Below are 22,405 nucleotides of genomic sequence, written 5' to 3'. Positions count from 1 at the left end.
GGCACGGGGACGGGCTCCACGGGCGGCGGGGCGCTCGTGCCCGGGGCGCTCGCGGAGGCGCTGCGGCAGGCCGAGGAGGCGCTCGCCGCGGCGGCCCGCGCGAACGTGCCCGTCCTGCACCACGCCGACCTTCCGGGGCAGGGGGTGCTCGGCGTGCTGGACCCCGGGCCCGCGCGCGCCTTCGCGGACGCGCTGCTCGCGCCGCTGCGCGCCGGACGCCTGGACGACGCGGTGCGCGCGTACGTCCAGGCCAACGGGCAGGGCGAGACGGCCGCGCGGGCGCTCGGCGTGCACCGGCACACGCTCCGGTCGCGGCTGCGGAAGGCGGCCGAGGTCCTGGGCCGCGACCTGGACGATCCGGCCGTCCGCGCCGAACTGTGGGTCGCGTTCGCCGTCGCGGCCAACGAGGGCGGACGGATTCGCCATGTCGGAGACTCCACCGCGGGGCCTCCGGAGATAGCGTGAACGCATGAACGTGACCCCATTCTGGCTGGCCGGTCGGCCCGAGACCGGTGACGGCGAACTGACCGTTACGCACCCCTACGACGGCCGCGTCGTCGGGACCGTCGCGGTGCCGACCCCCGCGCAGGTGGAGGAGGCGGTCGCGGCGGCCGACGCGGTCCGCCGGGAGGCGGCGGCGCTGCCGCTGCACGTCCGCGCCGAGGCGCTCGCGCACGTGTCCGCCCGGCTCGCCGAGCGGTCCGAGGAGGTCGCCCGGCTGATCACCGGCGAGAACGGCAAGCCGCTGCTGTGGGCGCGCGGCGAGGTCGCCCGCGCGGTCTCCACGTTCCGGTTCGCCGCCGAGGAGGCCCGCCGCTTCAGCGCGACCACCCAGCGGCTCGACACCGACCCCGCCGCCGAGGGCCGGATGGCCTACATCACCCGCGTCCCCAAGGGCCCGGTGCTCGGCATCTCCCCGTTCAACTTCCCGCTCAACCTGGCCGCCCACAAGATCGCCCCGGCGATCGCGGCGGGCACCCCGATCGTGCTCAAGCCCGCCCCCGCCACGCCGCTGTCGGCGCTGCTGCTCGGCGAGCTGCTCGCCGAGACCGACCTGCCCGCGGGGATGTGGTCGGTGCTGACGGTGCCGAACGACCGCGCGTCCGGCCTCGTCGACGACCCCCGGCTGCCGATCGTGTCGTTCACCGGGTCCGTCCCGGTCGGGTGGGCGATCCGGGAACGGGCGCCGCGCAAGCACGTCACGCTGGAACTCGGCGGGAACGGCGCCGCGGTCGTCCTGCCGGACGCCGACCTCGACTGGGCCGCGAAGCGGATCGGGCTGTTCGCCAACTACCAGGCGGGGCAGAGCTGCATCGCCGTGCAGCGCGTCTACGTGGACCGGTCCGTCTACGACGCGTTCCTGCCGAAGCTGGTGGAGAACGTCGAGAGCCTGGTGACCGGCGACCCGTGGGACGACAAGACGCAGGTCGGGCCGCTTGTCGACCAGGCGGCCGCCGAGCGCGTCGAGGCGTGGGTCGACGAGGCCGTCGCGGCGGGCGCGAAGGTCCTCGCGGGCGGCACCCGGGAGGGCGCCGCGTACGCGCCGACGCTGCTCGCCGACGTTCCCGACGACGCCAAGGTGTCCCGCGAGGAGGTGTTCGGCCCGGTCATGCTGGTCCGGCCGGTGGACGGCGTGGACGAGGCGTTCGCGCGGGTCAACGACTCCAAGTTCGGGCTCCAGGCGGGCGTCTTCACCCGGAACCTCGACGTCGCGTTCCGCGCGCACCGCGAGCTGGAGGTCGGCGGCGTCGTCATCGGGGACGTCCCGTCCTACCGGGCCGACCAGATGCCGTACGGCGGCGTGAAGGACTCGGGCGTCGGCCGGGAGGGGCTGCGGTCGGCGATGGAGGACTACACCGAGGAGAAGGTGATGGTCTTCACCGGCCTGCAGCTCTGAACCGCACCCGTCCTCCCGGCCCGGGCCCGGTCTCCGTCAGCGGAGCCGGGCCCGTGCCATGCCGGTGCGCAGCGCCCCGGCGGCCTCCGCCATCGCCTCGCGGAACCGGCCGCCGAGGCCCCACATGTTCGCGAAGCCGTGGACGAGGTCGTCCTGCCGCCGCAGCGCGACCGGCACCCCGGCGCCGGAGAGCCGCTCCGCGAACGCCTCGCCCTCGTCCCGCAGCGGGTCGAACCCGGCCGTGACCAGGTAGGTCGGCGGGAAACCCGCGACGTCGCCGGCCAGCATCGGCGACACGTCCGGTTCCTTGCGGCGTTCCTCGTCCGGGCAGTAGTGGTCGCTGAACCACACCATGTCCGCGTCGGTGAGGAAGAACCCGTCGGCGAACAGCTCGCGGGACCGCCGCCGGACCGACATGTCCGTCGCCGGGTAGAACAGCAGCGCGAAGTCGGGCCGGCGCTCGGCGCGCAGGCCGACCACCGTCGCGAGGTTGCCGCCCGCGCTGTCGCCGCCGACCGCGATGGCGTCCGGGTCGGCGCCCAGCTCGCGCGCGTGCGCGGCCGCGTACGCCCACGCCTCCAGGGCGTCCTCCACCGCCGCCGGGTACGGGTGCTCGGGCGCCAGCCGGTACCCGACCGACAGCACCCGCACCTCCGCGTTCACCGCGAGGTACCGGCACACCGAGTCGTGGGTGTCGAGGTCGCCGATCACCCAGCCGCCGCCGTGGTAGAAGACCAGCAGCGGCGATCCCTCCGCCAGCCCGGCCGGGGTGTACAGCCGCGCCGGGACGTCCCCGGCGGCGACGTCGCGCGTCTTCACCGGCCGCGGCAGGGACCGGACGAGCAGCGTGTTCGACCGCTCCATCGCGCGCCGGGCGCCCGCGGGCGTACCGCCGCCCAGCCTGCGCTGCTCCAGCCGGGACAGCGTCAGGAGGAGCTGCGCGTCCAGCGCCAGCCGCTGCCCGTCCCGGCGGACGGGCGCCCCCGCGATCGCCCGCCGCACGGGGTCGGGCAGCGCGAACACGCCGCGCAGCACAGCGCCGACGACCGCGGGCGGAACACGTTCGGACAAACGAGACATCCGTACCTCCAGGGGGCGAATCGTCCGCCGATCGTAACGAGCTTCCCTACTGGCGGGTAGTGCGGGCGGCGCCGCGCACGGCACCCGCTTGGACCACGGCCGCGCCGGGGGGCGTCGACGGGCATGGCGGGAAACGTCCCCCATGCCCCCTACGCTTCTCGATCATGGGCTACGACACGAGTTTCCACCCGGTCGACATGGCGGTGGTCGAGGGCCGCCTGCTGCCGTACATCGCCGGTCACGGGGACGCCGACGGCATCGACGACCTCATCGCGCGGGCGGTCGAGCTCCGCAAGACGCGCTTCCGGGCCAAGGCGTGGGCGCTCGGCGTGCTCGAGGCGGCCCGCGACCTGGACGGCGTCGCGTTCGACTCGCGGGTGCACGTGTGGGGCCGTCCGTTCTTCATCGTGGGCGACGGGGCCGAGGGGGTCGCCGAGGACGTCCGCCGCTACCTGGCGACGCCGAGCGGCGAGGTGGACGCGCTCGCGCGGGAGATGATCGGCCGGATCGACCCGGCGCTGACCGCGCGCGTCACGCCCGACGCGAGCGGGCGGCTGCCGGACGACGAGCGGCTCGCCGCGGCCCTGAGCACGCCGCTGCGGATCCTGCGCGGCGCCGCGACCGCCCTGCGCGCCGGGAACCGGACGGTCCGCCACCCCGACGGGCGGGAGTTCGACGCCGCCGGGCTGCTGGCCACCGAGGTGCCGTTCAACCTGCTGGCCTTCGCCGCCGCGCTGCTGCCCGGCTGGATGTCGCGCGGCCGCACCTGGCCCACCGCGCTCTGCGCCGACGCGGGCGTCGCGGACGCGGGTTTCGCCGCGCCGTCGGCGCTCACCGGGCTGCTCCGCACGGAGTTCCCCGCCCTGGACTGGCCGGTCCCGGACGGGACCATCACCGGCAACTACACGGTCGGCGGCATGGTCCCCGCGGCCGAGGTCGCCGGGGCCCGCGCCCACCTCGCCCGGCACCGGGACGCCCTGGACTGCGAGCCGGCCGAACTGCGGAAGATCGACGAGGCGATGGGGGTCGCCGCGGCCTTCGGCGCCGCCTTCTGCGAGGCGACCGAGATCTACAGCGGCATGACGGGCGACCTCAACTGACCCGGCCGTCCGGCGCCCGCGGTCAGCGGTACCGGGCCCGCCGGGCGGCGGGGCTACCCGGGGCGAGGCCGGACAGTTCGCGTTCGATCGCGGCGGCGGCGCGGCGGCAGAACGCCGCGGGCTCGTCGGCCGCGTCCGGCAGCTCGTCCACCAGGACGTCCGCGGTCCCGGAGCGCAGCAGGTCGGCGGACCGGACGCCCTGGGCCGCGGCGAGCTCGGCCGCCCGGCCGGGCGTGCGGTGCACGATCACCGAGGCGCCCTCGGGCGGCAGCGGGGCCAGCCAGCCGTGCCGGGCGACCAGGACGCGGTCGGCGGGCAGCAGCGCGAGCGCCGCGCCGCCGGTGCCCTCGCCGAGCAGCAGGCACAGCGTCGGCGCGGCGAGGGTGAGCAGGTCGGCGAGGCAGCGGGCGATCTCCCCCGCCAGGCCGCCCTCCTCGGCCTCGGCGGACAGCACGGCGCCGGGGGTGTCGACGACGGTGACCAGCGGCAGGCCGAGCTCGGCGGCGAGCGCCATGCCGCGCCGGGCGACGCGCAGGCCGGCCGGGCCGAGCGGATGCCCGGCGCGCTGCGACCGGCGGTCCTGCCCGACGAGGACGCACGGCGCCGCGCCGAACCGGGCGAGCGCCAGCAGCAGTCCCGGGTCGGCCTCGCCCTGCCCCGTCCCGGAGAGCGGCGTGACGTCGGACGCGCCGTGCCGCAGCAGCTCGGCGACGCCGGGACGGCCGGGGCGCCGGGAACGTCCGATCGAGTCCCACGCGCCGTCGTCGCGGGCCCCGGGCTCGGCGGCCCCCGGCTCCGGGAGCGCCGGCTCCGGGAGCGCCGGCTCCGGGCGGGCGCCCGGCGGGCGCCCGCACAGCACCGCGAGGGCGCCCGAGGCGACCCCGGCCAGGTCGTCGATCGGCACGACGGCGTCCAGCAGGCCCTTCGCGGCGAGGTTCTCGGCGACCTGCACGCCCGGCGGGAACGGCTCCCCGTGCAGCCCCTCGTAGACGCGCGGACCGAGGAACCCGATCAGCGCGCCCGGCTCGGCGGCCGTCACGTGCCCGAGCGACCCCCACGACGCGAACACCCCTCCGGTCGTCGGATGCCGCAGGTAGACCAGGTACGGGAGCCCGGCCGCGCGGTGCGCCATCACCGCCCCGGCGATCCGGGCCATCTGCACGAACGCGGCCGTGCCCTCCTGCATCCGGGTGCCGCCCGACGACGGCGCGGCGAGCAGCGGCAGGCCGGCGGCGGTGGCGCGCTCGACGGCGGCGACGATCCGGTCGGCGGTGGCCCGCCCGATCGACCCCGCGAGGAACCGGAACTCCGACACGACGAACGCGACGCGCCGCCCGCGGAGCCGTCCCTCGCCGGTGAGGACGGCCTCGTCGCACCCGCTGCGCTCGCGCGCGGCCGCGAGTTCCGCCGCGTACCCGGGCGCGGTCCCGGCCCCCGCGCCGGCCGGCTCGTCCCAGGACGTCCACGCGCCCCCGTCCAGCACCCGGCGCAGCAGCTCGCGCGCCCCGACCCGTTCCGACACAGGGCTCCCTCCTCCGGCGTCCCCAGCATGATGGCCGGACGCCGGGCGGGCGGTCACGCGGGGGTCGCGCCGGGGGGCGGGTCGCGCGGGATCCGCATGACGAGCCGCCCGCCCGCGTCGCTGTCGGCGACGACGAGCGTGCCGCCGTGCGCGACGGCGACGTCGCGGGAGATGGGCAGGCCGAGGCCGGTGCCGCCGCGGTCGCGGCGCCGCGCCTCGTCCAGCCGGGTGAAGCGGCGGAATACCCGCTCGCGGTCCTCGTGGGCGATGCCCTCGCCGTCGTCGAGGACCTCCAGGACCGCGTCCGGCCCGTCGGCCTCCACCGTCACCCGCACCCACGACCGCGCGTGCCGCTCGGCGTTGTCGAGCAGGTTCGTCAGCACCCGCGCGAGCTGGTGGGGCACCCCCCGCACCATGACGCCCTCGGCGGCGTCGATGTGCACCGGCACCCGCCGCGGGCGCCGCCCGGCCTCCTCCCGGACGAACGCGCCGAGGTCCAGCCGCTGCCGTTCGGCCTCGACGCCCGAGCCGAGCCGGGCGAGGATCAGCAGGTCCGACACGATCCCCTGCAGGCGGTCGGCGTCCGCGAGCGCGGCGCGGGCGACCGCGGGCCAGTCCTCGTCCTCGGGGGCCTGCAACGCCACCTCGAGCTGCGCGCACAGGCCGGTGATGGGGCTGCGCAGCTCGTGCGAGACGTCCGCGACGAACGCGCGCTGCCGGGTGAGGACCTGCTCCAGCCGGTACAGCGTGAGGTTCACCGACTGTGCCAGCTCCGACACCTCGTCGTCCTGCTCGGGGACGGTGACCCGGCCGTGGTCGCCGCCGGTGATCTGCGCCAGCTCCGTGCTCATCACCCGGACGGGCCGCAGCGCGCGGCGCACCGCGAGTGCGACGATCCAGGACGTGAGCGCGGTGCCGAGCACGACGCCGACCGCGAGCGCTCCGACGAAGAACTCCTTGTTCGTCGTGTAGACGGACATCGGTGCTCCCGCGTAGATGATGCGGGGCCCGTCCGGGGTCTCGACGCGCACGGCCGTGACGAAGACGTCCGTCGGGACACCGCGCACGTCGGCGACGTAGGAGCGGTGGTCGCCGGGTTCGGACGGCGCGGGCAGGCCGAGCGGGCCGCGGCCGCGCAGCGCGTCGCTGGAGGCGAGCAGCTCGCCCCGCGGCGTCACCACCTGCAGCAGCGCGAAGTCGGGGTCGCGGACCGGCAGCGCGCCGCGCGGGTCGCTCGTCCGCACGAGCGTGGCCAGGTCGCTCGCCACGATGAGCCCGCGGTCGCGGAGGTGTTCGTTCACGGTGCGGCGCAGCGAGAAGTAGAAGATCGTCACGCCTGCCGTCAGCAGCAGCGCGACGACGACGGTCGCGACGGCGGTGACCCGGGCCCGCACCGACCAGTGCGAGGGCGTCCAGCCGCCCCGGAAGATCACTGCTGCGCCCCCTCCCCCTTTCCGTGTGCCGTGCGGCGGCGGCCGCCGCGCGCAGAGCGCCCGGGAGGAGTGCGCAGGACAGGTTGTTACCGAAGCATTGCGCAGCGAAACATCCCCACATACCCACCCGAAACCCCCACGCCATCCACGCTGGGCACACTGCACTCAGGGCGGCACCGAGGCCCTTGATCCAGCCACTTCCTGCACAAACGCGCCATACTTTGCGAACGAGCGGGGATGGACGGACGGGAGACACGCGAGGGAGTCGGGACACCACCATGGACGCAGACATCCGGCCGCTGGAGCCGGCGGACCCCCGGGTCGTCGGCGGACACCCGCTGCTCGGCCGCCTCGGCTCGGGCGGCATGGGCACCGTGTACCTCGGGACGGACCCCGAGTCTGGCGGCCGCGTCGCGGTGAAGACGATCCACCCGCACCTCGCCGGCGACCCGTCCTATCGCCGCCGGTTCAAGGACGAGGCGTACCTGGCGAGCCGCGTGGCGTCCTTCTGCACCGCGCGCGTGCTCGCGCACGGCGAGGAGGACGGCAGACCCTACCTCGTCACCGACTACGTCGGCGGCGTCTCCCTGCACGACCGGCTCGCGGCGAACGGACCGCTGCCGCCCGCCGACCTGCACGGCGTCGCGGTCGGCGTCGCGTCCGCGCTCGCGGCCATCCACGCCGCCGGGCTGGTCCACCGCGACCTGAAACCCGCCAACGTCATGCTCACGCTCTCCGGGTGCCGCGTCATCGACTTCGGCATCGCCGGCAGCCAGGACTCCCCCGGCGCCGGCGGGACGGACCGCCCGGGCAGGACCGGGAAGGGGAAGGTCCTCGGCACGCCCGGCTGGATGGCGCCGGAGGTCCTCGCCGGGGGCGCCGCGACCCCCGCCGCCGACATCTTCGCGTGGGGCTGCCTCATCGCGCACGCCGGCACCGGCCGGATGCCGTTCGGCGGCGACCGCGCGCGGCTGCGCGTCACGACCGGCGAACCCGACCTCGACGGGCTCCCGGAGGCGCTCGTCCCGGCCGTCCGCTCGGCGCTGGCGAAGAACCCCGCGGCCCGCCCCACCGCCGCCGACCTGCTGCTGACGCTGGTGGAGCAGCCGCAGCCGTGCGGAGCCCCGGCGGCGATCTCGGTGCCGGACACGATGTCGCGCACGATGTCCGGCGCGATGTCGCGCTCCATGTCCGGCGCGATGTCGCGCTCCATGTCCGGCGCGATGTCGGGGACCATGTCGGGCGCCGTGCAGAGCGCGGTGCGGGGCGCCGTCCGCGGCGCCGTGCAGGGCGCGGTGCAGGGCGCGGCCCCGGCGCTCGCCGCGACGCCGCCCGGGACGCCGCGGGGACGCACGACACCGCGCCCGTTCCGGCCGCTCCGCCCGCCCCGGCCGACCGCCGCCGACACGGGCGTCCCGACGAAGACGTTCGCCCCGCTCGGCGCCACCGGCGTGTGGGCGTCGCCGCGCACCCGGCTGGTGGCGGGCGCCGCCGCGGGAACGGTGCTGCTCTGGGCGGTGATCGCGGGCTTGCAGGGCCGGGGCGAGCCGCGCGCGGCGTCCGTCCAGGCCGTGCGGCGGGGCGCGGTACGGCAGCGGCGCCGCTGACGGCCGGTCGCGCCTGTTCGCCTGTTCAGGGGGCTCCGGGACTCAGGTGCGCCAGATCAGGACGAGCGCGCAGTCGTCGTCGCGGGCCGCGGCCATCCGCTCCACCAGTTCCCGCGCGCCCTTGCGGAAGCCGTGCGGGACGAGCCGCTCGGCCTCGCCGAGCAGCCGGTCGATGCCGGCGTCCAGGTCCAGGCCGGGCGACTCGACCAGGCCGTCGGTGTAGAGCAGGAGCGCGTCGCCGGGCCGCAGCCGCCCGTGCTCGGGCACGGTGGACACCTCGGGGACCACCCCGAGCACCACGCCCTTGGCCGGGCTGACCTGCCACGCGCCGCTGCTCGCGTCGAACTGGACGGCCGGGGGATGCCCCGCCGACTCGACCGTGTACTCGCCCGTCCGCAGGTCGACGACGACGTGCACGGCGGTGACGAACCCCTCGTCCCACCGCTGGCGCTGCAGGTACACGTTGCACGCCTGGAGAAAACGGTCGGGTTGGATCGATCCAAGCAGTCCACCGAAGGCCCCCGACAGCATGAGGGCCCGCGTCCCCGCGTCCGTGCCCTTGCCGGAGACGTCGACCAGCGCCACCTCGAGCACGTCGCCGTCGGACGCCGACACCACGAAGTCGCCGCCGAACGACGACCCGCCCGCCTGCAGCAGCACGACCTGCGACGACCAGCCGTCCGGCAGTTCCGGCATCTCGCCCTGCCGCCGCAGCCGGTCGCGCAGGTCCAGCAGCATCGAGTCCCCGCGCAGGCCCTGCACGCCGAGCTGCTGCCGCGTCCGCGCCAGCGTGAGCGCGAGCACCGCCGTCACCGCCAGCGTCGCGATCATCCCCGGCCCGATCGCCGGGCCGTTGTGCCAGGCCGCGAAGCACACCATCGCCACGACGATCGCCAGCAGCGCCACCAGGCTCCGGACCCGCAGCAGGAGCCCGCCGCCCAGCACGACCAGCACCAGGACGCCCGACGGCGCGAGCCCGCGGGTGTCGTTCGCCGTCGCCGCGCCGATCACCACCGCGAGCACCGCAAGCGCCGCGAACACGTACCGGTCGCGGGTCAGCCGTCCCCGGCGCAGCAACCGGTACAGGACCACGAGGATCGGGATCCTGCGCAGGAAGGCCCGCACTCTCGGCGGCAGGCGCTGCACCAGACGTTGAAGCATGACTCCGGCACTGTATCGAGCATTCGCCCGCCCGGGACGGGATCCACGCCACCCGTCACTCCTTGTAACGGTCCAGTCGCGAGATTTCCGGGTACAAGCCCTGTTCAGGAGATTTCCGGGCTCGATGGTGCCCGCGGGACGCGACACGAGGAGGCGGCGGATGGGCCAGCCGGGCATGCGCATCACGGTGGACGCGGCGATGCGGGCGCGGGACGTGTCCCGCCCGCGCCCAGCGGGCGAGGACGCCCCCGCGCCCGCCAGGTCGCCGAAGCGCAGCCGTGCCGCGAAGAACGAGCGCCGCCGCCAGGACAAGCGCGGCGGGGCCTCCCCAGGGGGGCGGCTCCCCGCTCCCCCCGCCGACCGGTGACGCCGCTCCCCCACGCGCTGGGCGGCCAACGGGCCCGGCCGGCGGACGTACGCGCACGCAGGCGCGCACTGCGACCGCCGGCACCGGCGCTCCGCGCGGCTCGGGCCGCGCAGCCCGCCCGGTGGCCGATGCAGTAGCCGATGCGGTGGCCGATGCGGTGGCCGATGCGGTGCCGTCCGCGACCGCCGTGCGGAACACGCGGGTGCGGGGTCAGGCGCCGGGGACGACGCCCGTCTGCTCGTAGGCGGTCAGCATGTCGATGCGGCGGGTGTGCCGCGACTCCTTGGAGTACTCCGTGGCGAGGAACAGCTCGACGAAGCGGGCGGCGGTCGCGGCGTCGTGCTGCCGGGCGCCGATGCTGATGACGTTGGCGTCGTTGTGCTCGCGGGCGAGGACGGCGGTGTCGTCGTTCCAGACGAGAGCCGCGCGCACGCCCTTCACCTTGTTCGCGGCCATGACCTCGCCGTTCCCGGAACCGCCGAGGACGATCCCGAACGTGCCCGGCTCCGCCGCCGTCCGCTCCGCCGCCCGCAGGACGAACGGCGGGTAGTCGTCGGCGGCGTCGTACTCGAACGCGCCGCAGTCGACGGGCTCGTGCCCGTTCTCCTTCAGCCAGGAGACCAGGTGCTCCTTGAGCTCGAAGCCGGCGTGATCGGTTCCAAGAAAGACGCGCATGGGCCCGATTGTCGCAGGTCCATGCGCGTCCCTCGTCCCCGGGTCGGTCAGGCGGGCGGCGGCGGACGGTCGTCGCCGGCCTCCCGGTCGCCGGCCTCCGGGTCGTGGTCGAGCATCGTCTTGTCGGCGAGGTCGCCGCCGCCCGCGGCCGGGGCCTCCTCGGAGCCGGCGGGCACCGTCTCGTCCTCGTCGTCCGCCTGCGTGGGCGGGTCGAGCGTGGGGGCGTCCGGTGCGGGCTGCTCCGGCGCGGGCGGCTGCTGCGGGACGCCGGGCTGCTGCGGCGCGGCGCCCCAGGCGGGCTGCTGGGGGCCGCCCTGCGGCGGGACGTAGGGCACGTTGGCCGGGTGCTGGGGCGGCGCGTACGGCTGCCCCGGCACCGGCTGACCCGGCACCGGCTGGCCCGGCGTCGGCTGCATCGGGGCGCCCGGCTGCGGCTGGTGGGGCCCCTGACCGAACTGCTGCTGACCGAACTGCTGCTGGTAAGGCTGCTGCTGGTAGGGCTGCTGCTGCCCGAACTGCTGCTGGTAGGGCTGCTGGCCGAACTGCTGCTGCGCCTGCCGGCCGCCGCCCGTCCCGCGGTCGCGGGTGAGGTGGAAGCCGGCGAGCGCACCGAGACCGGCGAGCCAGCCGTAGACGAGACCGAAGGCGGCGCCCCCGGCGATGGAGCCCCAGACGATGCCGTCGAACGACGGGCCGTCGTCCAGGGAGAGCTTCACCAGGGTGCCGGTGACGAGTCCCGAGACGCCGCCCGCGACGACGCAGGCCCACCAGCCGGTGACGGCCGCGCCGAGCATCCCCCGGTTCGGGTCGACGGCGCGGACGCCCACCGCGGTGAGCCCGGCGATGAGGGCGAAGAACAGGATCAGCCCGATGTCCACCGAGATGACATAGCCCCAGTTGAAGAAGCTCTCCGGGTACAGATGCCACTGCGGCGTCTGCAGCCAGTGCACCAACTGCCACAATCCTCCGTCGCGCGCTTCGCCCCGTACCGCATCGACCGCCCACTGGTTTCCGAAGACCAGTGCGATCAACGCGACCGGGAGCACCGCGCCGCCCGCCGTCATCACCATCCGCCGCATCGTCATGGCGCGCAGGGTAGTGGCCCTCGGCCCGTCACGGGTAGGCCCCATGTCACCCGGTGTACACGGCCGGACGCTCGGCGGTCAGGCGGCCGGGAAGCGGAACCCGGGGTCGACCTGAGCCTCCAGGTCCTCCCCGACGGCCCGGCTCGCCCAGCTGCGGGCGTTCTTCACGTGGAACTCGACGGCCTGCCGCCGGAACTTCTCCCAGTCCTTGACGCGGGAGTCGACCTCGGCGCGCATCCGCGACAGCGCGGCCTCGTTGCCCTCCTCCAGCGCGACGCCCGTCCGGCCCTGCTCCAGCGCGCGGACGGACGCGGACTGGCCGAGCCACGTCAGCAGGTCGTCGCCGACGTGCTCGCGCAGGTAGGCGACGTCGTCGTCGGTCTGCACCTTGTTGCCGACGACGCGGATCGCGACGTCGTAGTCGCGGGCGTACTCGGTGTACTGCCGGTAGACGCCGACGCCCTTGCGGGTGGGTTCGGCGACGAGGAACATCAGGTCGAACCGGGTGAAGAGACCGGACGCGAACGTGTCGGCCCCGGCGGTCATGTCCACGACGACGTACTCGCCCGGACCGTCGACGAGGTGGTTGAGGTACAGCTCGACGGCGCCGGTCTTGGAGTGGTAGCAGGCCACGCCGAGGTCGTCGTCGTTGAACGGGCCGGTGGCGAGCAGCGTGACGCCGTCGACGTCCTCGCCGAGCCGGTGGACCGGGTCGTCGCCGCGGAAGTCCAGCAGCCGCGAGCCCTCCCCGGGCGGGGTCGTCTTGACCATGGCGGACGCGGACGAGACGCGCGGGTTCGCGCCGCGCAGGTACTCCTTGATCTCGGCGAGGTGGTCGCCCATCGCGGGGATCTTGGCGGCGCGCTCCTCGTCGAGGCCGAGCGCCACGCCGAGGTGCTGGTTGATGTCTGCGTCGATGGCGACCACCGGCAGGCCGCGGCCCGCCAGGTGCCGGACGAAGAGCGACGACAGGGTGGTCTTGCCGCTGCCGCCTTTGCCGACGAACGCAACCTTCACGGTGAAATGCCCCCGTTTCGGATATGAAAATCATTGCCACTTCGGGAACACGAGTGTGGCGGAGGCGCGCGCGTCAGGCAAGCGGAACGGCCGACAAGACGGCGAGCAAGATCGCCAGGAGCGGGGCTCAGCGCCGCACGGCGGCCGGGTCGAACCCGAACGGCAGCTCGAGCCGGTGCGCGCGGAGCAGGTCCGCGTCGGCGAGCAGGTCGCGGGTGGGGGCGTCCGCGGCGATCACCCCGTCGGACAGGATCACCGAACGCGGGCACAGCTCGGCCGCGTACGGGAGGTCGTGGGTGACCATCAGGACGGTCACGTCGAGCCCCAGCAGGATCTCGGCCAGCTCGCGGCGGCTCGCCGGGTCGAGGTTGGACGACGGCTCGTCCAGCACGAGGATCTCCGGCTCCATCGCCAGGACGGTCGCGACCGCGACGCGGCGGCGCTGCCCGAAGGACAGGTGCTGCGGCGGGCGGTCCGCGACGTGCGCCATCTCGACGCGGCCGAGCGCGGACCGGACGCGCGCGTCCAGTTCGGCGCCGCGCAGCCCCAGATTGGCGGGGCCGAACGCGACGTCCTCGCGGACGGTCGGCATGAACAACTGGTCGTCGGGGTCCTGGAACACGATGCCGACGCGGCGCCGCACCTCCCGCAGCGCCGCGCGGTCGCCCGGGTCGACGGCGAGCCCGCCCACCCGCACCTCGCCCAGGCCGCCGTGCAGGATGCCGTTCAGGTGCAGGACGAGCGTCGTCTTGCCCGCGCCGTTCGGCCCGAGCAGCGCGACGCGCTCGCCGCGCCCGATCGTCAGGTCCACGCCGAACAGCGCCTGCGTCCCGTCCGGGTAGGCGTAGGCGAGGCCTTGCACGTCCAGGGAAGGCGTCATGCGCCCATCCAGGCGGTCAGGGCCACCAGGGACGCGGCGAGCGGCAGGACGGCGGCGGCCGACCACTGCGCCGGCGTCGCGCCGATGTCGTGCAGCACCGGCATGCGCCCGTCGTACCCGCGGCTCACCATCGCCAGGTGCACCCGCTCGCCGCGTTCGTACGAGCGCAGGAACAGCGCGCCCAGCGACTTCGCGAGGACGCCCGTGGCGCGGACGTCCCGTGCCTCGAACCCGCGGGACGCGCGGGCCGTCCGCATCCGGCCGAGCTCGGCGGCCACGACGTCGCCGTACCGCAGCATGAACCCGGCGATCTGCACGATGAGGCGCGGGACGCGGAGCCGTTCGAGGCCGAGCAGCAGCATGCGCGGTTCGGTCGTGGCGGCCAGCAGGACGGACGCGACGACGCCGAGGGTGCCTTTCGCGAGGATGTTCCACGCGCCCCACAGCCCTTCCCCGCTCAGCCGCAGCCCGAGCACGGTGACCTTCTCGCCGTGGGCGACGAACGGCATGAGCAGCGCGAACGCGACGAACGGGATTTCGATGGCGGCGCGCCGCGCGACCGTCGCGAACGGCACCCGGGCGGTCAGCGCGACCGCGGCGAGCAGCAGCGCGTACCCGCCGAACGCCCACATCCTCTCGCGCGGCGTCGCGACGACGAGCAGGACGAACGTCAGCACCGCGACGAGCTTGCAGTGCGGCGGCAGCCGGTGCACCGGCGAGTCCCCCGGGAGGTGGAGCCGGTGGACGTGGCCCGCGCCCACTAGTCCGTCCGGGACGCGGCCCCGGTGCCGCGCCGCCGGATCGTCCAGAACAGCCCGCCGCCCGCCGCGAGCGTGAGGCCGACGCCGATCAGCCCGGCGAGCCCGCCGGACACCCGGCCGTCGCCGACGCCCTCGACGCCGTAGTCGCCGAGCGGGGAGCCGGCCAGCGCGTGCTCCTCCTCCTTCTCGGCGATGCCCTTGTCCGCGGCGACCTTCTCCAGGCCGTCGGGGCTGGAGCTGGCGTAGTGGCTGACGACCCCGGCCAGGATCAGCGACACGATCAGGAACCCGGCGAAGAAACGCTTGGTCTGCACGGCTCTCCCCCTCACGCCTGCGACGGCTCGGCCCGGTCGGCGCCGCCGGCGCCCCGCGTCCGCGGCTCCGGCGGCCTGCGCAGCTCGCGGGCGCCGTGCACCAGGTCGGGCCGGACGGCGAGGACGCTCGACACCGTCGCGGCCGTGATCAGCGCCTCGCCGATCCCGATGAGGACGTGCACGCCGACCATCGCGCCCGCGACCGTCCCGATCGGGACGTCGGTCGTGCCGCCCAGGGCGTACAGGGCGGTGAACGCGGCGGCCGAGGCGGGCACCGACACGAGCGCCGCGGCGAACGACGCCCCGGCGGCGGCCGGGCGCGTCTTCGGCAGGACCCGGACGAGCGCGCGGAACAGCGGGTACGCGACGGCGACCGTGACCAGCGACATCGTGACGACGTTGACGCCGAGCGCGGTGAGGCCGCCGTCGGCGAACAGCAGCGCCTGCAGCAGCAGGACGACCGCCACGCACAGGACGCCCGCCCAGGGCCCGACGAGGATCGCGGCGAGCGCCCCGCCGAGCAGATGCCCGCTGGTCCCGGACGCGACCGGGAAGTTCAGCATCTGCGCGGCGAAGACGAACGCCGCCGTGAGCCCCGCGAGCGGGGCCGTCCGGTCGTCCAGTTCGCGGGCGGCGCCGCGCAGCGCCAGCCCGACCCCGGCGACCGCGACGGCGCCCGCCGCGAGCGAGACGGGCGCGTCGATGAATCCGTCCGGTGCGTGCATGCCTCACCGCCCTGCCGTTGGTGGTCGCACCAGGGACAGTGTGCGGCGCGGCGGTTGCAGTTGCAATAGCCTCGCAACTGCCGGTTGCGGCCGTTCGCCCCGAGCCGGTTCAGGCGAGCCGGTTCAGGCGAAGCCGGGGTTCAGTCGAAGCCGGTTCGGTCGAAGCCGGCGTTCAGTCGAAGGACGGCTCCTCGGTGCGGGTCCGCTTGAGCTCGAAGAAACCCGGGGTGCTCGCCACGGCCACCACGCCGTCGAACAGCTTCACCGCGTCCTCGCCGCGCGGGATCGGCGTCACCACCGGCCCGAAGAACGCGCTGCCCGCGACCTCGACGACCGGGGTGCCGACCTCCTGGCCGACGCGGTCGATGCCGTCCTTGTGGGACGCGCGCAGCGCCTCGTCGTACGCGGTCGAGTCGGCGGCCTCGGCGAGGGACGGGTCGAGACCGGCGGCGGTGAGGGCCTCCGCCAGCAGCTCCGGCCCGGGCTCGCGCCGGTCGTGGTGGCGGCGCGTCCCCAGCTCGGTGTAGAGCCGTCCGAGGACCTCGCTCCCGTACTTCTGCTCGGCGGCGATGCAGACCCGCACCGGGCCCCACGCCGTCTCGAGCATCTTCCGGTACTCCTCGGGGATGTCCTTGTCCTCGTTGAGGACGGCGAGGCTCATCACGTGCCAGCGCACGTCGATCGGGCGCAGCTTCTCGACCTCCAGGATCCAGCGGGAGGTGATCCACGCCCAGGGGCACAGCGGGTCGAACCAGAAGTCCACCGGGGTACGGGCGTCCTGCGTCATCTGCGTCTCCTTCTAGTCCGGTCTACGACAGCGACAACTCATCCCCGGCCGTCCGCATTTCCCCCGGATGGGACGGGCCGAAATCCGCGCGGGGCACCTGTCCGCCGACGGGGCGGGCGCCCTGTTGGTAGACATGGGGGATCAAGCCATAAGCCGACCGAGGAGTTCATGTGGCAGGCAACCTCACGCGCGACGAGGCGCGGGAACGGGCACGGCTGCTCACCGTCGAGTCCTACGCGGTCGAACTGGACCTCACGACCGGTGAGGAGCGGTTCGGTTCCACGACCGTGATCAGGTTCGGGAGCGCCGAGCCGGGGGCGTCCACGTTCGTCGACCTGCACGGCGCGACCGTGCGGGAGGCGACGCTGAACGGCACCGCGCTGGACCCCGCGTCCTACGACGCGGACAAGGGGCGCCTCCCGCTGCCCGGCCTGGCCGCGGAGAACGAGCTCCGGGTCGTCGCCGACTGCGCCTACTCGCGGTCGGGCGAGGGCCTGCACCGGTTCGTGGACCCGGTCGACGGCGGCGTCTACCTGTACTCGCAGTTCGAGACGGCCGACGCGCACCGCATGTACACGTGCTTCGACCAGCCCGACCTCAAGGCGACGTTCGAGTTCACCGTGCGCGCCCCCGAGGACTGGGAGGTCGTCACCAACGAGGCCGCCGAGAAGCGGGAGGGCGGCGACTGGCACTTCCTGCCGACGCCGCAGATCTCCACCTACATCACCGCGCTGATCGCCGGGCCGTACCACGTGGTGCGGGACGAGTACCGGCGCGAGGACGGCACCGTCATCCCGCTCGGCGTGTACTGCCGGGCGTCGCTGGCCGAGCACCTGGACGCCCCCGCGATCATCGACGTCACCCGGCAGGGCTTCGCGTACTTCGAGAAGGTGTTCGGGCGCGAGTACCCGTTCGCGAAGTACGACCAGCTGTTCGTGCCGGAGTTCAACGCGGGCGCGATGGAGAACGCGGGCGCGGTCACCTTCCTGGAGGACTACGTCTTCCGGTCGCGCGTCACCGACGCGGCGTACGAGCGGCGCGCCGAGACGATCCTGCACGAGATGGCGCACATGTGGTTCGGCGACCTCGTCACCATGCGCTGGTGGGACGACCTGTGGCTGAACGAGTCGTTCGCCACGTACATGAGCGTGCTGTGCCAGGCCGAGGCCACCAAGTGGTCGTCGTCGTGGACGACGTTCGCGAACCTGATGAAGGCGTGGGCGTACCGGCAGGACCAGTTGCCGTCCACGCACCCGATCTCCGCCGACATCCCGGACATCCGGGCCGTCGAGGTGAACTTCGACGGCATCACGTACGCGAAGGGCGCGAGCGTCCTGAAGCAGCTCGTGGCCTACGTCGGCCGCGACAACTTCCTGGAGGGCGTCCGCCGCTACTTCGACCGGCACGCGTGGGGCAACACCGTCCTCACCGACCTGCTGGGCGCGCTGGAGGAGACGTCCGGGCGGACCGACCTCGGCGCGTGGTCGCAGGAGTGGCTGGAGACCGCCGGGGTCAACACGCTGCGGCCGCGGTACGAGGTCGACGGGGACGGGAACTTCACGTCGTTCGCCGTCCTGCAGGAGGCGAAGCCCGACTACCCGACGCTGCGCGCGCACCGCGTCGCGATCGGCCTGTACGACCGGACGCCCGAGGGCATCGTCCGCCGCGAGCGCGTCGAGCTCGACGTCGTCGGCGCCCGCACCGAGGTGCCGGAGCTCGTCGGGCGGCGGCGGCCCGACCTCGTCCTGGTGAACGACGACGACCTGACCTACGCGAAGGTGCGGCTCGACGACCACTCGCTGAGCACCCTCGTCGACGGGATCGGCGACATCAGGGACGGCCTGCCGCGCGCGCTGTGCTGGTCGGCGGCCTGGGACATGACGCGGGACGCCGAGATGGCGACGCGCGACTACGTCCGGCTCGTCGCGAAGGGCATCCGGGGCGTCACCGACATCTCGGTCACGCAGACGCTGCTGCGGCAGGCGCGCCTCGCCGTCCAGCAGTACGCCGACCCGGCGTGGCGGGACGAGGGCCTCGCGCTGCTGGCCGACACGCTGTGGGAGCTCGCCCGCGAGGCCGAGGCCGGGTCGGACTTCCAGCTCGCGTACGTCCAGGCGTTCGCCGGTTCCGCGATCACCGACGCGCACCTGGCGTCCGTCCGGGGCCTGCTGGACGGGTCGGAGAAGCTCGACGGCCTCACCGTCGACACCGACCTGCGCTGGACGCTGCTGCGCCGCCTCGTCGTCACCGGCAAGGCCGGGCGGGACGAGATCGACGCCGAGCACGAGCGGGACCGGACGGCGGCGGGCGAGCGGCACGCCGCCGCCTGCACCGCCGCGATCCCCACCGCCGAGGCCAAGGCCGCCGCGTGGGAGCGGATCGTCTCCGGCGACCTGCCGAACGCCGTGTACCGCGCGACGCTCGGCGGGTTCGTCGAGCCCGACCAGGCCGCCCTGCTCGTCCCGTACGTCGACCGGTACTTCGTCGAGGTCGGCCGCATCTGGAAGGAGTGGAGCAGCGACATGTCGCAGACGTTCGCCGAGAGCGCCTACCCCTTCCTGGTGATCGAGCAGTCCACGATCGACCGCACCGAGGCGTACATCGCGGACAACACGCCCCCGGCGGCGCTCGTCCGGCTGCTCTCCGAGGGACGCGACGGGGTCGCGCGTGCGCTGCGGGCGCGCGCGAAGGACGCGTCGGCGTCCTGACGGCCGTCCGTGGCCGTGCGGGTCCCCCGCACGGCCACGGCCCCCCGACGACGACAGAAGGAGCGGCGGGATGGAGACCGCACGGGACGTCCTGACCGCCCTGGCGCGACGGCACGCGTTCGGCGACCTGGAGGCGCTGCTCGACGAGGGCACGATCGCCGCCGACGGCCGGACCCGCGAGGTGGCGGCGCTGTGCGCGTTCGGGCAGCGCGTCCTGGACCTGGACGCCGAGGACTTCGGCATGCCCGAGGCCGCCGGGGACGTCCCGCCGGACCTGCTGGACCGGGCCCGCGCCAGCCGGATGCCGCAGGCGCCCCGGGAACGGCCGCGCGGCGCCCTCGCGAGCCTGCGGCCCGCGTACGCGCTGCTGCTGGAGGTCATCGCGGTCCGCTGGCACCGCCGCGAGATGGCCGCGCTCGTCGCGGCCGTGCACATCGCGGGCGAGTACCTGGCGATGCTGGCGTGGGAGCCGGTGCTCGGCCACGCGGGCGACCCGGCGCTGCTCGCCGCCGCCGTCGGCGGCGCGGGCAGCCGGTGGGGCGTGCCCGTCGACCCGGACGCGCCCCGCGAGTGCGACCACACGCGGCCGGAACGGTCCGCGTGCGAGCGGGCGCTGCGGGTCGCGACGATGCCGCCGCCGGGCTGGCGCGCCTACCTCGACCGGCAGCACAGCCAGGTCGCGTCCGCGCTCGGCGACTGCGCCGCCCGCTGCCGCACCCCCTGCTCGGTCGTGACCCGGCTGGACGACGCCGTCCGCGCCGACCTCGCCGAACGCTGCGGGCTGGCGAACGACTTCGCGGACGGCGCCCTCGTGAGGCTCCGGCACGCCGCGCCCGTCGGGCACGGCTTCGGGGTGCCGTCGCCGGAGGAGGTGCGGTCGGCCTGGGAGCGGGCCCGCACGTCGCTGCGCCGCCGCCCGCTCGGCGCCGCCGCGATGGAGGCCGCCGGCGACGACCCCTACCCGCTGCCCGGGCTGCCCGCGCTGTTCTCCGCGATCGCCGCGGCCCCGATCGTCCCCGACACGCTGCTGCACGACGTCACGACGCGCATCACGGCGACCTTGGGCTGACCCCGGCCGCACGCCCGTGCCCGGCCGCCGCCGCCCGTGCCGCACGGCGGGGCGCACGGCGCGGCGGCACCCGGTCACGCGGGCTCCGGGCCGGCCTCGCTCGCGAGCGGCCGCACCGGGTCGACGGCCGGCAGCGGGCGGGACGGCAGGTCGTCGAGCAGGACCGGGCGCCCGTCCGCGCCGGCCAGCGGGACGCGCCAGTTCGGGTACTCGTCGACCGTGCCCGGCTGGTTCTGGGTGCGCCGCTCCCCCACGGCGTCGGCGAGCGCCACGCCGACGAGCCGGGCGGGCGTGCGGGCGAGGAAGGCGTGCAGGGCCGCGACGACCCGCTCGTCGTACTCGTCCGATCCCGCGGCGAGCGCCCCCAGGACCGTCTCGGGCGGCGCGGCCAGCAGCCCCTCGGCGTGCAGGAGCGCGAGCCAGTCGGCGAGCCGCGCGCGGTGCTCGTCCTCCTCCTCGGCGCGGGGACGGGCGAGCAGGCCGAGCCGGTCGCGCAGATCGATGTGGTCGCCGTGCAGGAACCCGGTGATCGGCGGCATGTCGTGCGTCCCGACCGTCGCCAGCGACGGCTCCCGCCAGTGCCGCGCCCGCTTCGGCCGGCCCCGGTCGTCCCGCTCGAACCACAGCAGCGACGTCCCGAGGACGCCGTGCGCGGCGAGCGCCTCCCGCACCTCCGGCTCGACGGTGCCGAGGTCCTCGCCGACCACGACGGCGCCCGCCCGCTCGGCCTCCCACGCGAGGCAGCCGAGCAGCGCGTCCCGGTCGTAGCGGACGTACGTGCCGTCGGCCGCCGAACCGCCCTCGGGCACCCACCACAGCCGCGACACCTGCATGGCGTGGTCGAGGCGCAGCCCGCCGCCGTGCCGGAACGCCGCCGCGAGCATGTCCCGGAACGGGGCGTAGGCGGCCTCGGCGAGGCGGCGCGGGTGCCACGGCGGCTGCCCCCAGTCCTGGCCGCGCTGGTTGAACTCGTCGGGCGGGGCGCCGACGCTCATGCCGGGCGCGAACAGGTCCCGGTACATCCACGCGTCGGCGCTCCCGTGCGCGACGCCCACCGCGAGGTCGTGCACGATCCCGATCGGCATGCCCGCGTCCCGGGCCGCCCGCTGCGCCGCCGCGAGCTGCTCGTCCAGGCGCCACTGCAACCAGGAGTGGAACTCGACGCGGTCGGCGAGGCGGGCGGCCTCGGCGGCGACGGCCCGGCTCCCGGCGTCGCGGAGTTCGGCGGGCCAGGCCCGCCAGTCGGGGCCGTGCTTCTCGGCGAGCGCCGACCAGGTCGCGAACATGGTGAGGGCGCCGCCCTCCCGGGCCCGGAACTCCGCGAACGCCCGCTGCTCGGCGGCGCCGCGCGGCAGCCGGTGCAGCGACTCCAGCGCCTGCAGCTTCGCCGCCCAGGCCGCGCTCCGGTCGATGCTCCGGTCGATCGGCCGCGCCGCGTCGCCGTCCGGGCGCAGCGGCGCGCCGAGCGCGCTCAGCCGCTCCCGGTCGGCGGCGGGCAGCGCGGCGTACTCGGGCAGGTCCTCGACGCGCAGGTAGAGCGGCGCGGCGAAACGGCGGCTCATCGGCGAGTACGGCGACGGGCCGACCGGCGGGACGGCCTCGGTCGCGTGCAGCGGGTTGATGAGCGCGAACCCGGCGCCGAGGTCGCGGCCGCTCCAGGCCGCGAGGTCCGCCAGGTCGCGCAGGTCGCCGACCCCCCACGACGCCCTCGACCGCACCGAGTACAGCTGCACGGTGAATCCCCACGCCCGCCCGGGACGGGCGAGCGCCCGCGGGGCCATCAGGAAGGGCACGCTCTCGTGCCGTCCGCCGAGGCGGGCGTGCAGCCGGTGCCAGCCCGGCGGGACGTCGCCCGCGTCGGCGCCGCCGAACGGGCGCTCCGTCCCGTCCGCGAGCTCGACCGTCAGGTCCGGGCGGCCGGGCGGCCGCGGCGGGGCCTCGCCCCGGCGGGCGACGACGACCGGCGGGAGCAGCCGCGTCCGGTCCCGCTCCCGCTCGCGCTCCAGTTCCTCCCGGACGGCCGCCGGGGACGACACGTCCGCGCCGAGCGCCGTCAGGACGGAGCGGAGGGTGTCGGGCGCGACGCCGGTCTCGCGCCCCCGCCAGTCGGTGTAGCGGGTCGCGACACCGTGCCGCCGCGCCAGCGCGGCGAGTTCCTCTTCCACCACGCTGTACCACTGCCCCGTCCGCGCGGGCTCATCCGTCGCGCCCGGCCGG

At 75.4% G+C, this 22,405-nt stretch carries 20 protein-coding genes; 7 read left to right on the top strand and 13 right to left on the bottom strand.

Annotated features, from left to right (window positions below):
- On the top strand, positions 1 to 465 hold a 465-nt coding region (locus tag ACFQ11_RS20465; protein ID WP_378300914.1), incomplete at its 5' end, for a helix-turn-helix domain-containing protein.
- Between the two features lie 4 nt (positions 466 to 469).
- Positions 470 to 1,897: an aldehyde dehydrogenase family protein gene (locus ACFQ11_RS20460; protein WP_378300912.1), complete on the top strand. Its 1,428-nt coding sequence runs from the start codon at positions 470 to 472 to the stop codon at positions 1,895 to 1,897.
- Positions 1,898 to 1,933: 36 nt separating this feature from the next.
- Here the strand turns inward: ACFQ11_RS20460 and ACFQ11_RS20455 are convergent, their stop codons facing one another.
- Entirely contained in the window at positions 1,934 to 2,968 is a 1,035-nt protein-coding gene (locus tag ACFQ11_RS20455) for an alpha/beta hydrolase (RefSeq protein WP_378300910.1), read from the bottom strand.
- Between the two features lie 173 nt (positions 2,969 to 3,141).
- On the opposite strand from ACFQ11_RS20455, the gene ACFQ11_RS20450 reads away from it, so the two are divergent.
- Positions 3,142 to 4,077, top strand: coding sequence for a hypothetical protein (locus ACFQ11_RS20450; protein WP_378300908.1), 936 nt, complete (start codon positions 3,142 to 3,144; stop codon positions 4,075 to 4,077).
- A gap of 22 nt (positions 4,078 to 4,099) precedes the next feature.
- Here the strand turns inward: ACFQ11_RS20450 and ACFQ11_RS20445 are convergent, their stop codons facing one another.
- Positions 4,100 to 5,599: a carboxyl transferase domain-containing protein gene (locus ACFQ11_RS20445; RefSeq protein WP_378300906.1), complete on the bottom strand. Its 1,500-nt coding sequence runs from the start codon at positions 5,597 to 5,599 to the stop codon at positions 4,100 to 4,102.
- 53 nt (positions 5,600 to 5,652) lie between these two features.
- Entirely contained in the window at positions 5,653 to 7,032 is a 1,380-nt protein-coding gene (locus ACFQ11_RS20440; protein WP_378300904.1) for a sensor histidine kinase, read from the bottom strand.
- A 278-nt stretch (positions 7,033 to 7,310) separates the two neighbouring features.
- Between ACFQ11_RS20440 and ACFQ11_RS20435 the strand changes: the two genes are divergently transcribed.
- Complete coding sequence (locus ACFQ11_RS20435) at positions 7,311 to 8,639, top strand: serine/threonine-protein kinase (protein ID WP_378300902.1); 1,329 nt, start codon at positions 7,311 to 7,313, stop codon at positions 8,637 to 8,639.
- Positions 8,640 to 8,681: 42 nt separating this feature from the next.
- On the opposite strand, the gene ACFQ11_RS20430 is transcribed toward ACFQ11_RS20435, so the two are convergent.
- Positions 8,682 to 9,800: a PP2C family protein-serine/threonine phosphatase gene (locus tag ACFQ11_RS20430; protein ID WP_378300900.1), complete on the bottom strand. Its 1,119-nt coding sequence runs from the start codon at positions 9,798 to 9,800 to the stop codon at positions 8,682 to 8,684.
- 160 nt (positions 9,801 to 9,960) lie between these two features.
- Between ACFQ11_RS20430 and ACFQ11_RS20425 the strand changes: the two genes are divergently transcribed.
- On the top strand, positions 9,961 to 10,167 hold the full coding sequence (locus ACFQ11_RS20425) for a hypothetical protein (protein ID WP_378300898.1): 207 nt from the start codon (positions 9,961 to 9,963) through the stop codon (positions 10,165 to 10,167).
- A gap of 210 nt (positions 10,168 to 10,377) precedes the next feature.
- Here ACFQ11_RS20425 and ACFQ11_RS20420 read toward each other — a convergent pair whose 3' ends face one another.
- From ACFQ11_RS20420 to ACFQ11_RS20385, 8 genes are all read right to left on the bottom strand, one after another.
- Positions 10,378 to 10,842: a ribose-5-phosphate isomerase gene (locus ACFQ11_RS20420; protein ID WP_378300896.1), complete on the bottom strand. Its 465-nt coding sequence runs from the start codon at positions 10,840 to 10,842 to the stop codon at positions 10,378 to 10,380.
- A 47-nt stretch (positions 10,843 to 10,889) separates the two neighbouring features.
- Complete coding sequence (locus ACFQ11_RS20415) at positions 10,890 to 11,927, bottom strand: hypothetical protein (RefSeq protein WP_378300894.1); 1,038 nt, start codon at positions 11,925 to 11,927, stop codon at positions 10,890 to 10,892.
- Between the two features lie 78 nt (positions 11,928 to 12,005).
- Positions 12,006 to 12,944, bottom strand: coding sequence for an ATP-binding protein (locus ACFQ11_RS20410; protein WP_378300892.1), 939 nt, complete (start codon positions 12,942 to 12,944; stop codon positions 12,006 to 12,008).
- A gap of 127 nt (positions 12,945 to 13,071) precedes the next feature.
- Complete coding sequence (locus ACFQ11_RS20405; protein WP_378300890.1) at positions 13,072 to 13,824, bottom strand: energy-coupling factor ABC transporter ATP-binding protein; 753 nt, start codon at positions 13,822 to 13,824, stop codon at positions 13,072 to 13,074.
- Positions 13,821 to 14,537: a cobalt ECF transporter T component CbiQ gene (gene cbiQ, locus ACFQ11_RS20400; protein WP_378300888.1), complete on the bottom strand. Its 717-nt coding sequence runs from the start codon at positions 14,535 to 14,537 to the stop codon at positions 13,821 to 13,823. The genes ACFQ11_RS20405 and cbiQ overlap by 4 nt, the downstream gene beginning before the upstream one ends.
- A gap of 47 nt (positions 14,538 to 14,584) precedes the next feature.
- Positions 14,585 to 14,899 carry a PDGLE domain-containing protein gene (locus tag ACFQ11_RS20395; protein ID WP_378300886.1) on the bottom strand — a complete coding sequence of 105 codons (315 nt, stop codon included), beginning with the start codon at positions 14,897 to 14,899 and terminating at the stop codon, positions 14,585 to 14,587.
- An 11-nt stretch (positions 14,900 to 14,910) separates the two neighbouring features.
- Complete coding sequence (locus tag ACFQ11_RS20390) at positions 14,911 to 15,624, bottom strand: energy-coupling factor ABC transporter permease (protein ID WP_378300884.1); 714 nt, start codon at positions 15,622 to 15,624, stop codon at positions 14,911 to 14,913.
- A gap of 172 nt (positions 15,625 to 15,796) precedes the next feature.
- A complete protein-coding gene (locus ACFQ11_RS20385; RefSeq protein ID WP_378300882.1) occupies positions 15,797 to 16,411 on the bottom strand; it encodes a DsbA family oxidoreductase in 615 nt (204 codons plus the stop codon).
- 170 nt (positions 16,412 to 16,581) lie between these two features.
- On the opposite strand from ACFQ11_RS20385, the gene pepN reads away from it, so the two are divergent.
- Positions 16,582 to 19,119: an aminopeptidase N gene (gene pepN, locus ACFQ11_RS20380; protein ID WP_378300880.1), complete on the top strand. Its 2,538-nt coding sequence runs from the start codon at positions 16,582 to 16,584 to the stop codon at positions 19,117 to 19,119.
- 70 nt (positions 19,120 to 19,189) lie between these two features.
- Entirely contained in the window at positions 19,190 to 20,188 is a 999-nt protein-coding gene (locus ACFQ11_RS20375; protein ID WP_378300878.1) for a hypothetical protein, read from the top strand.
- Between the two features lie 74 nt (positions 20,189 to 20,262).
- Here the strand turns inward: ACFQ11_RS20375 and malQ are convergent, their stop codons facing one another.
- Complete coding sequence (gene malQ / locus ACFQ11_RS20370; protein ID WP_378300877.1) at positions 20,263 to 22,356, bottom strand: 4-alpha-glucanotransferase; 2,094 nt, start codon at positions 22,354 to 22,356, stop codon at positions 20,263 to 20,265.
- Between the last annotated feature and the right edge of the window lie 49 nt (positions 22,357 to 22,405).

This window comes from Actinomadura sediminis (genome assembly GCF_042675525.1).
Lineage (GTDB): Bacteria > Actinomycetota > Actinomycetes > Streptosporangiales > Streptosporangiaceae > Spirillospora > Spirillospora sediminis.
Note: the sequence above shows the minus strand (reverse complement) of the source record. Positions and strands in the feature narration are given on the sequence as shown.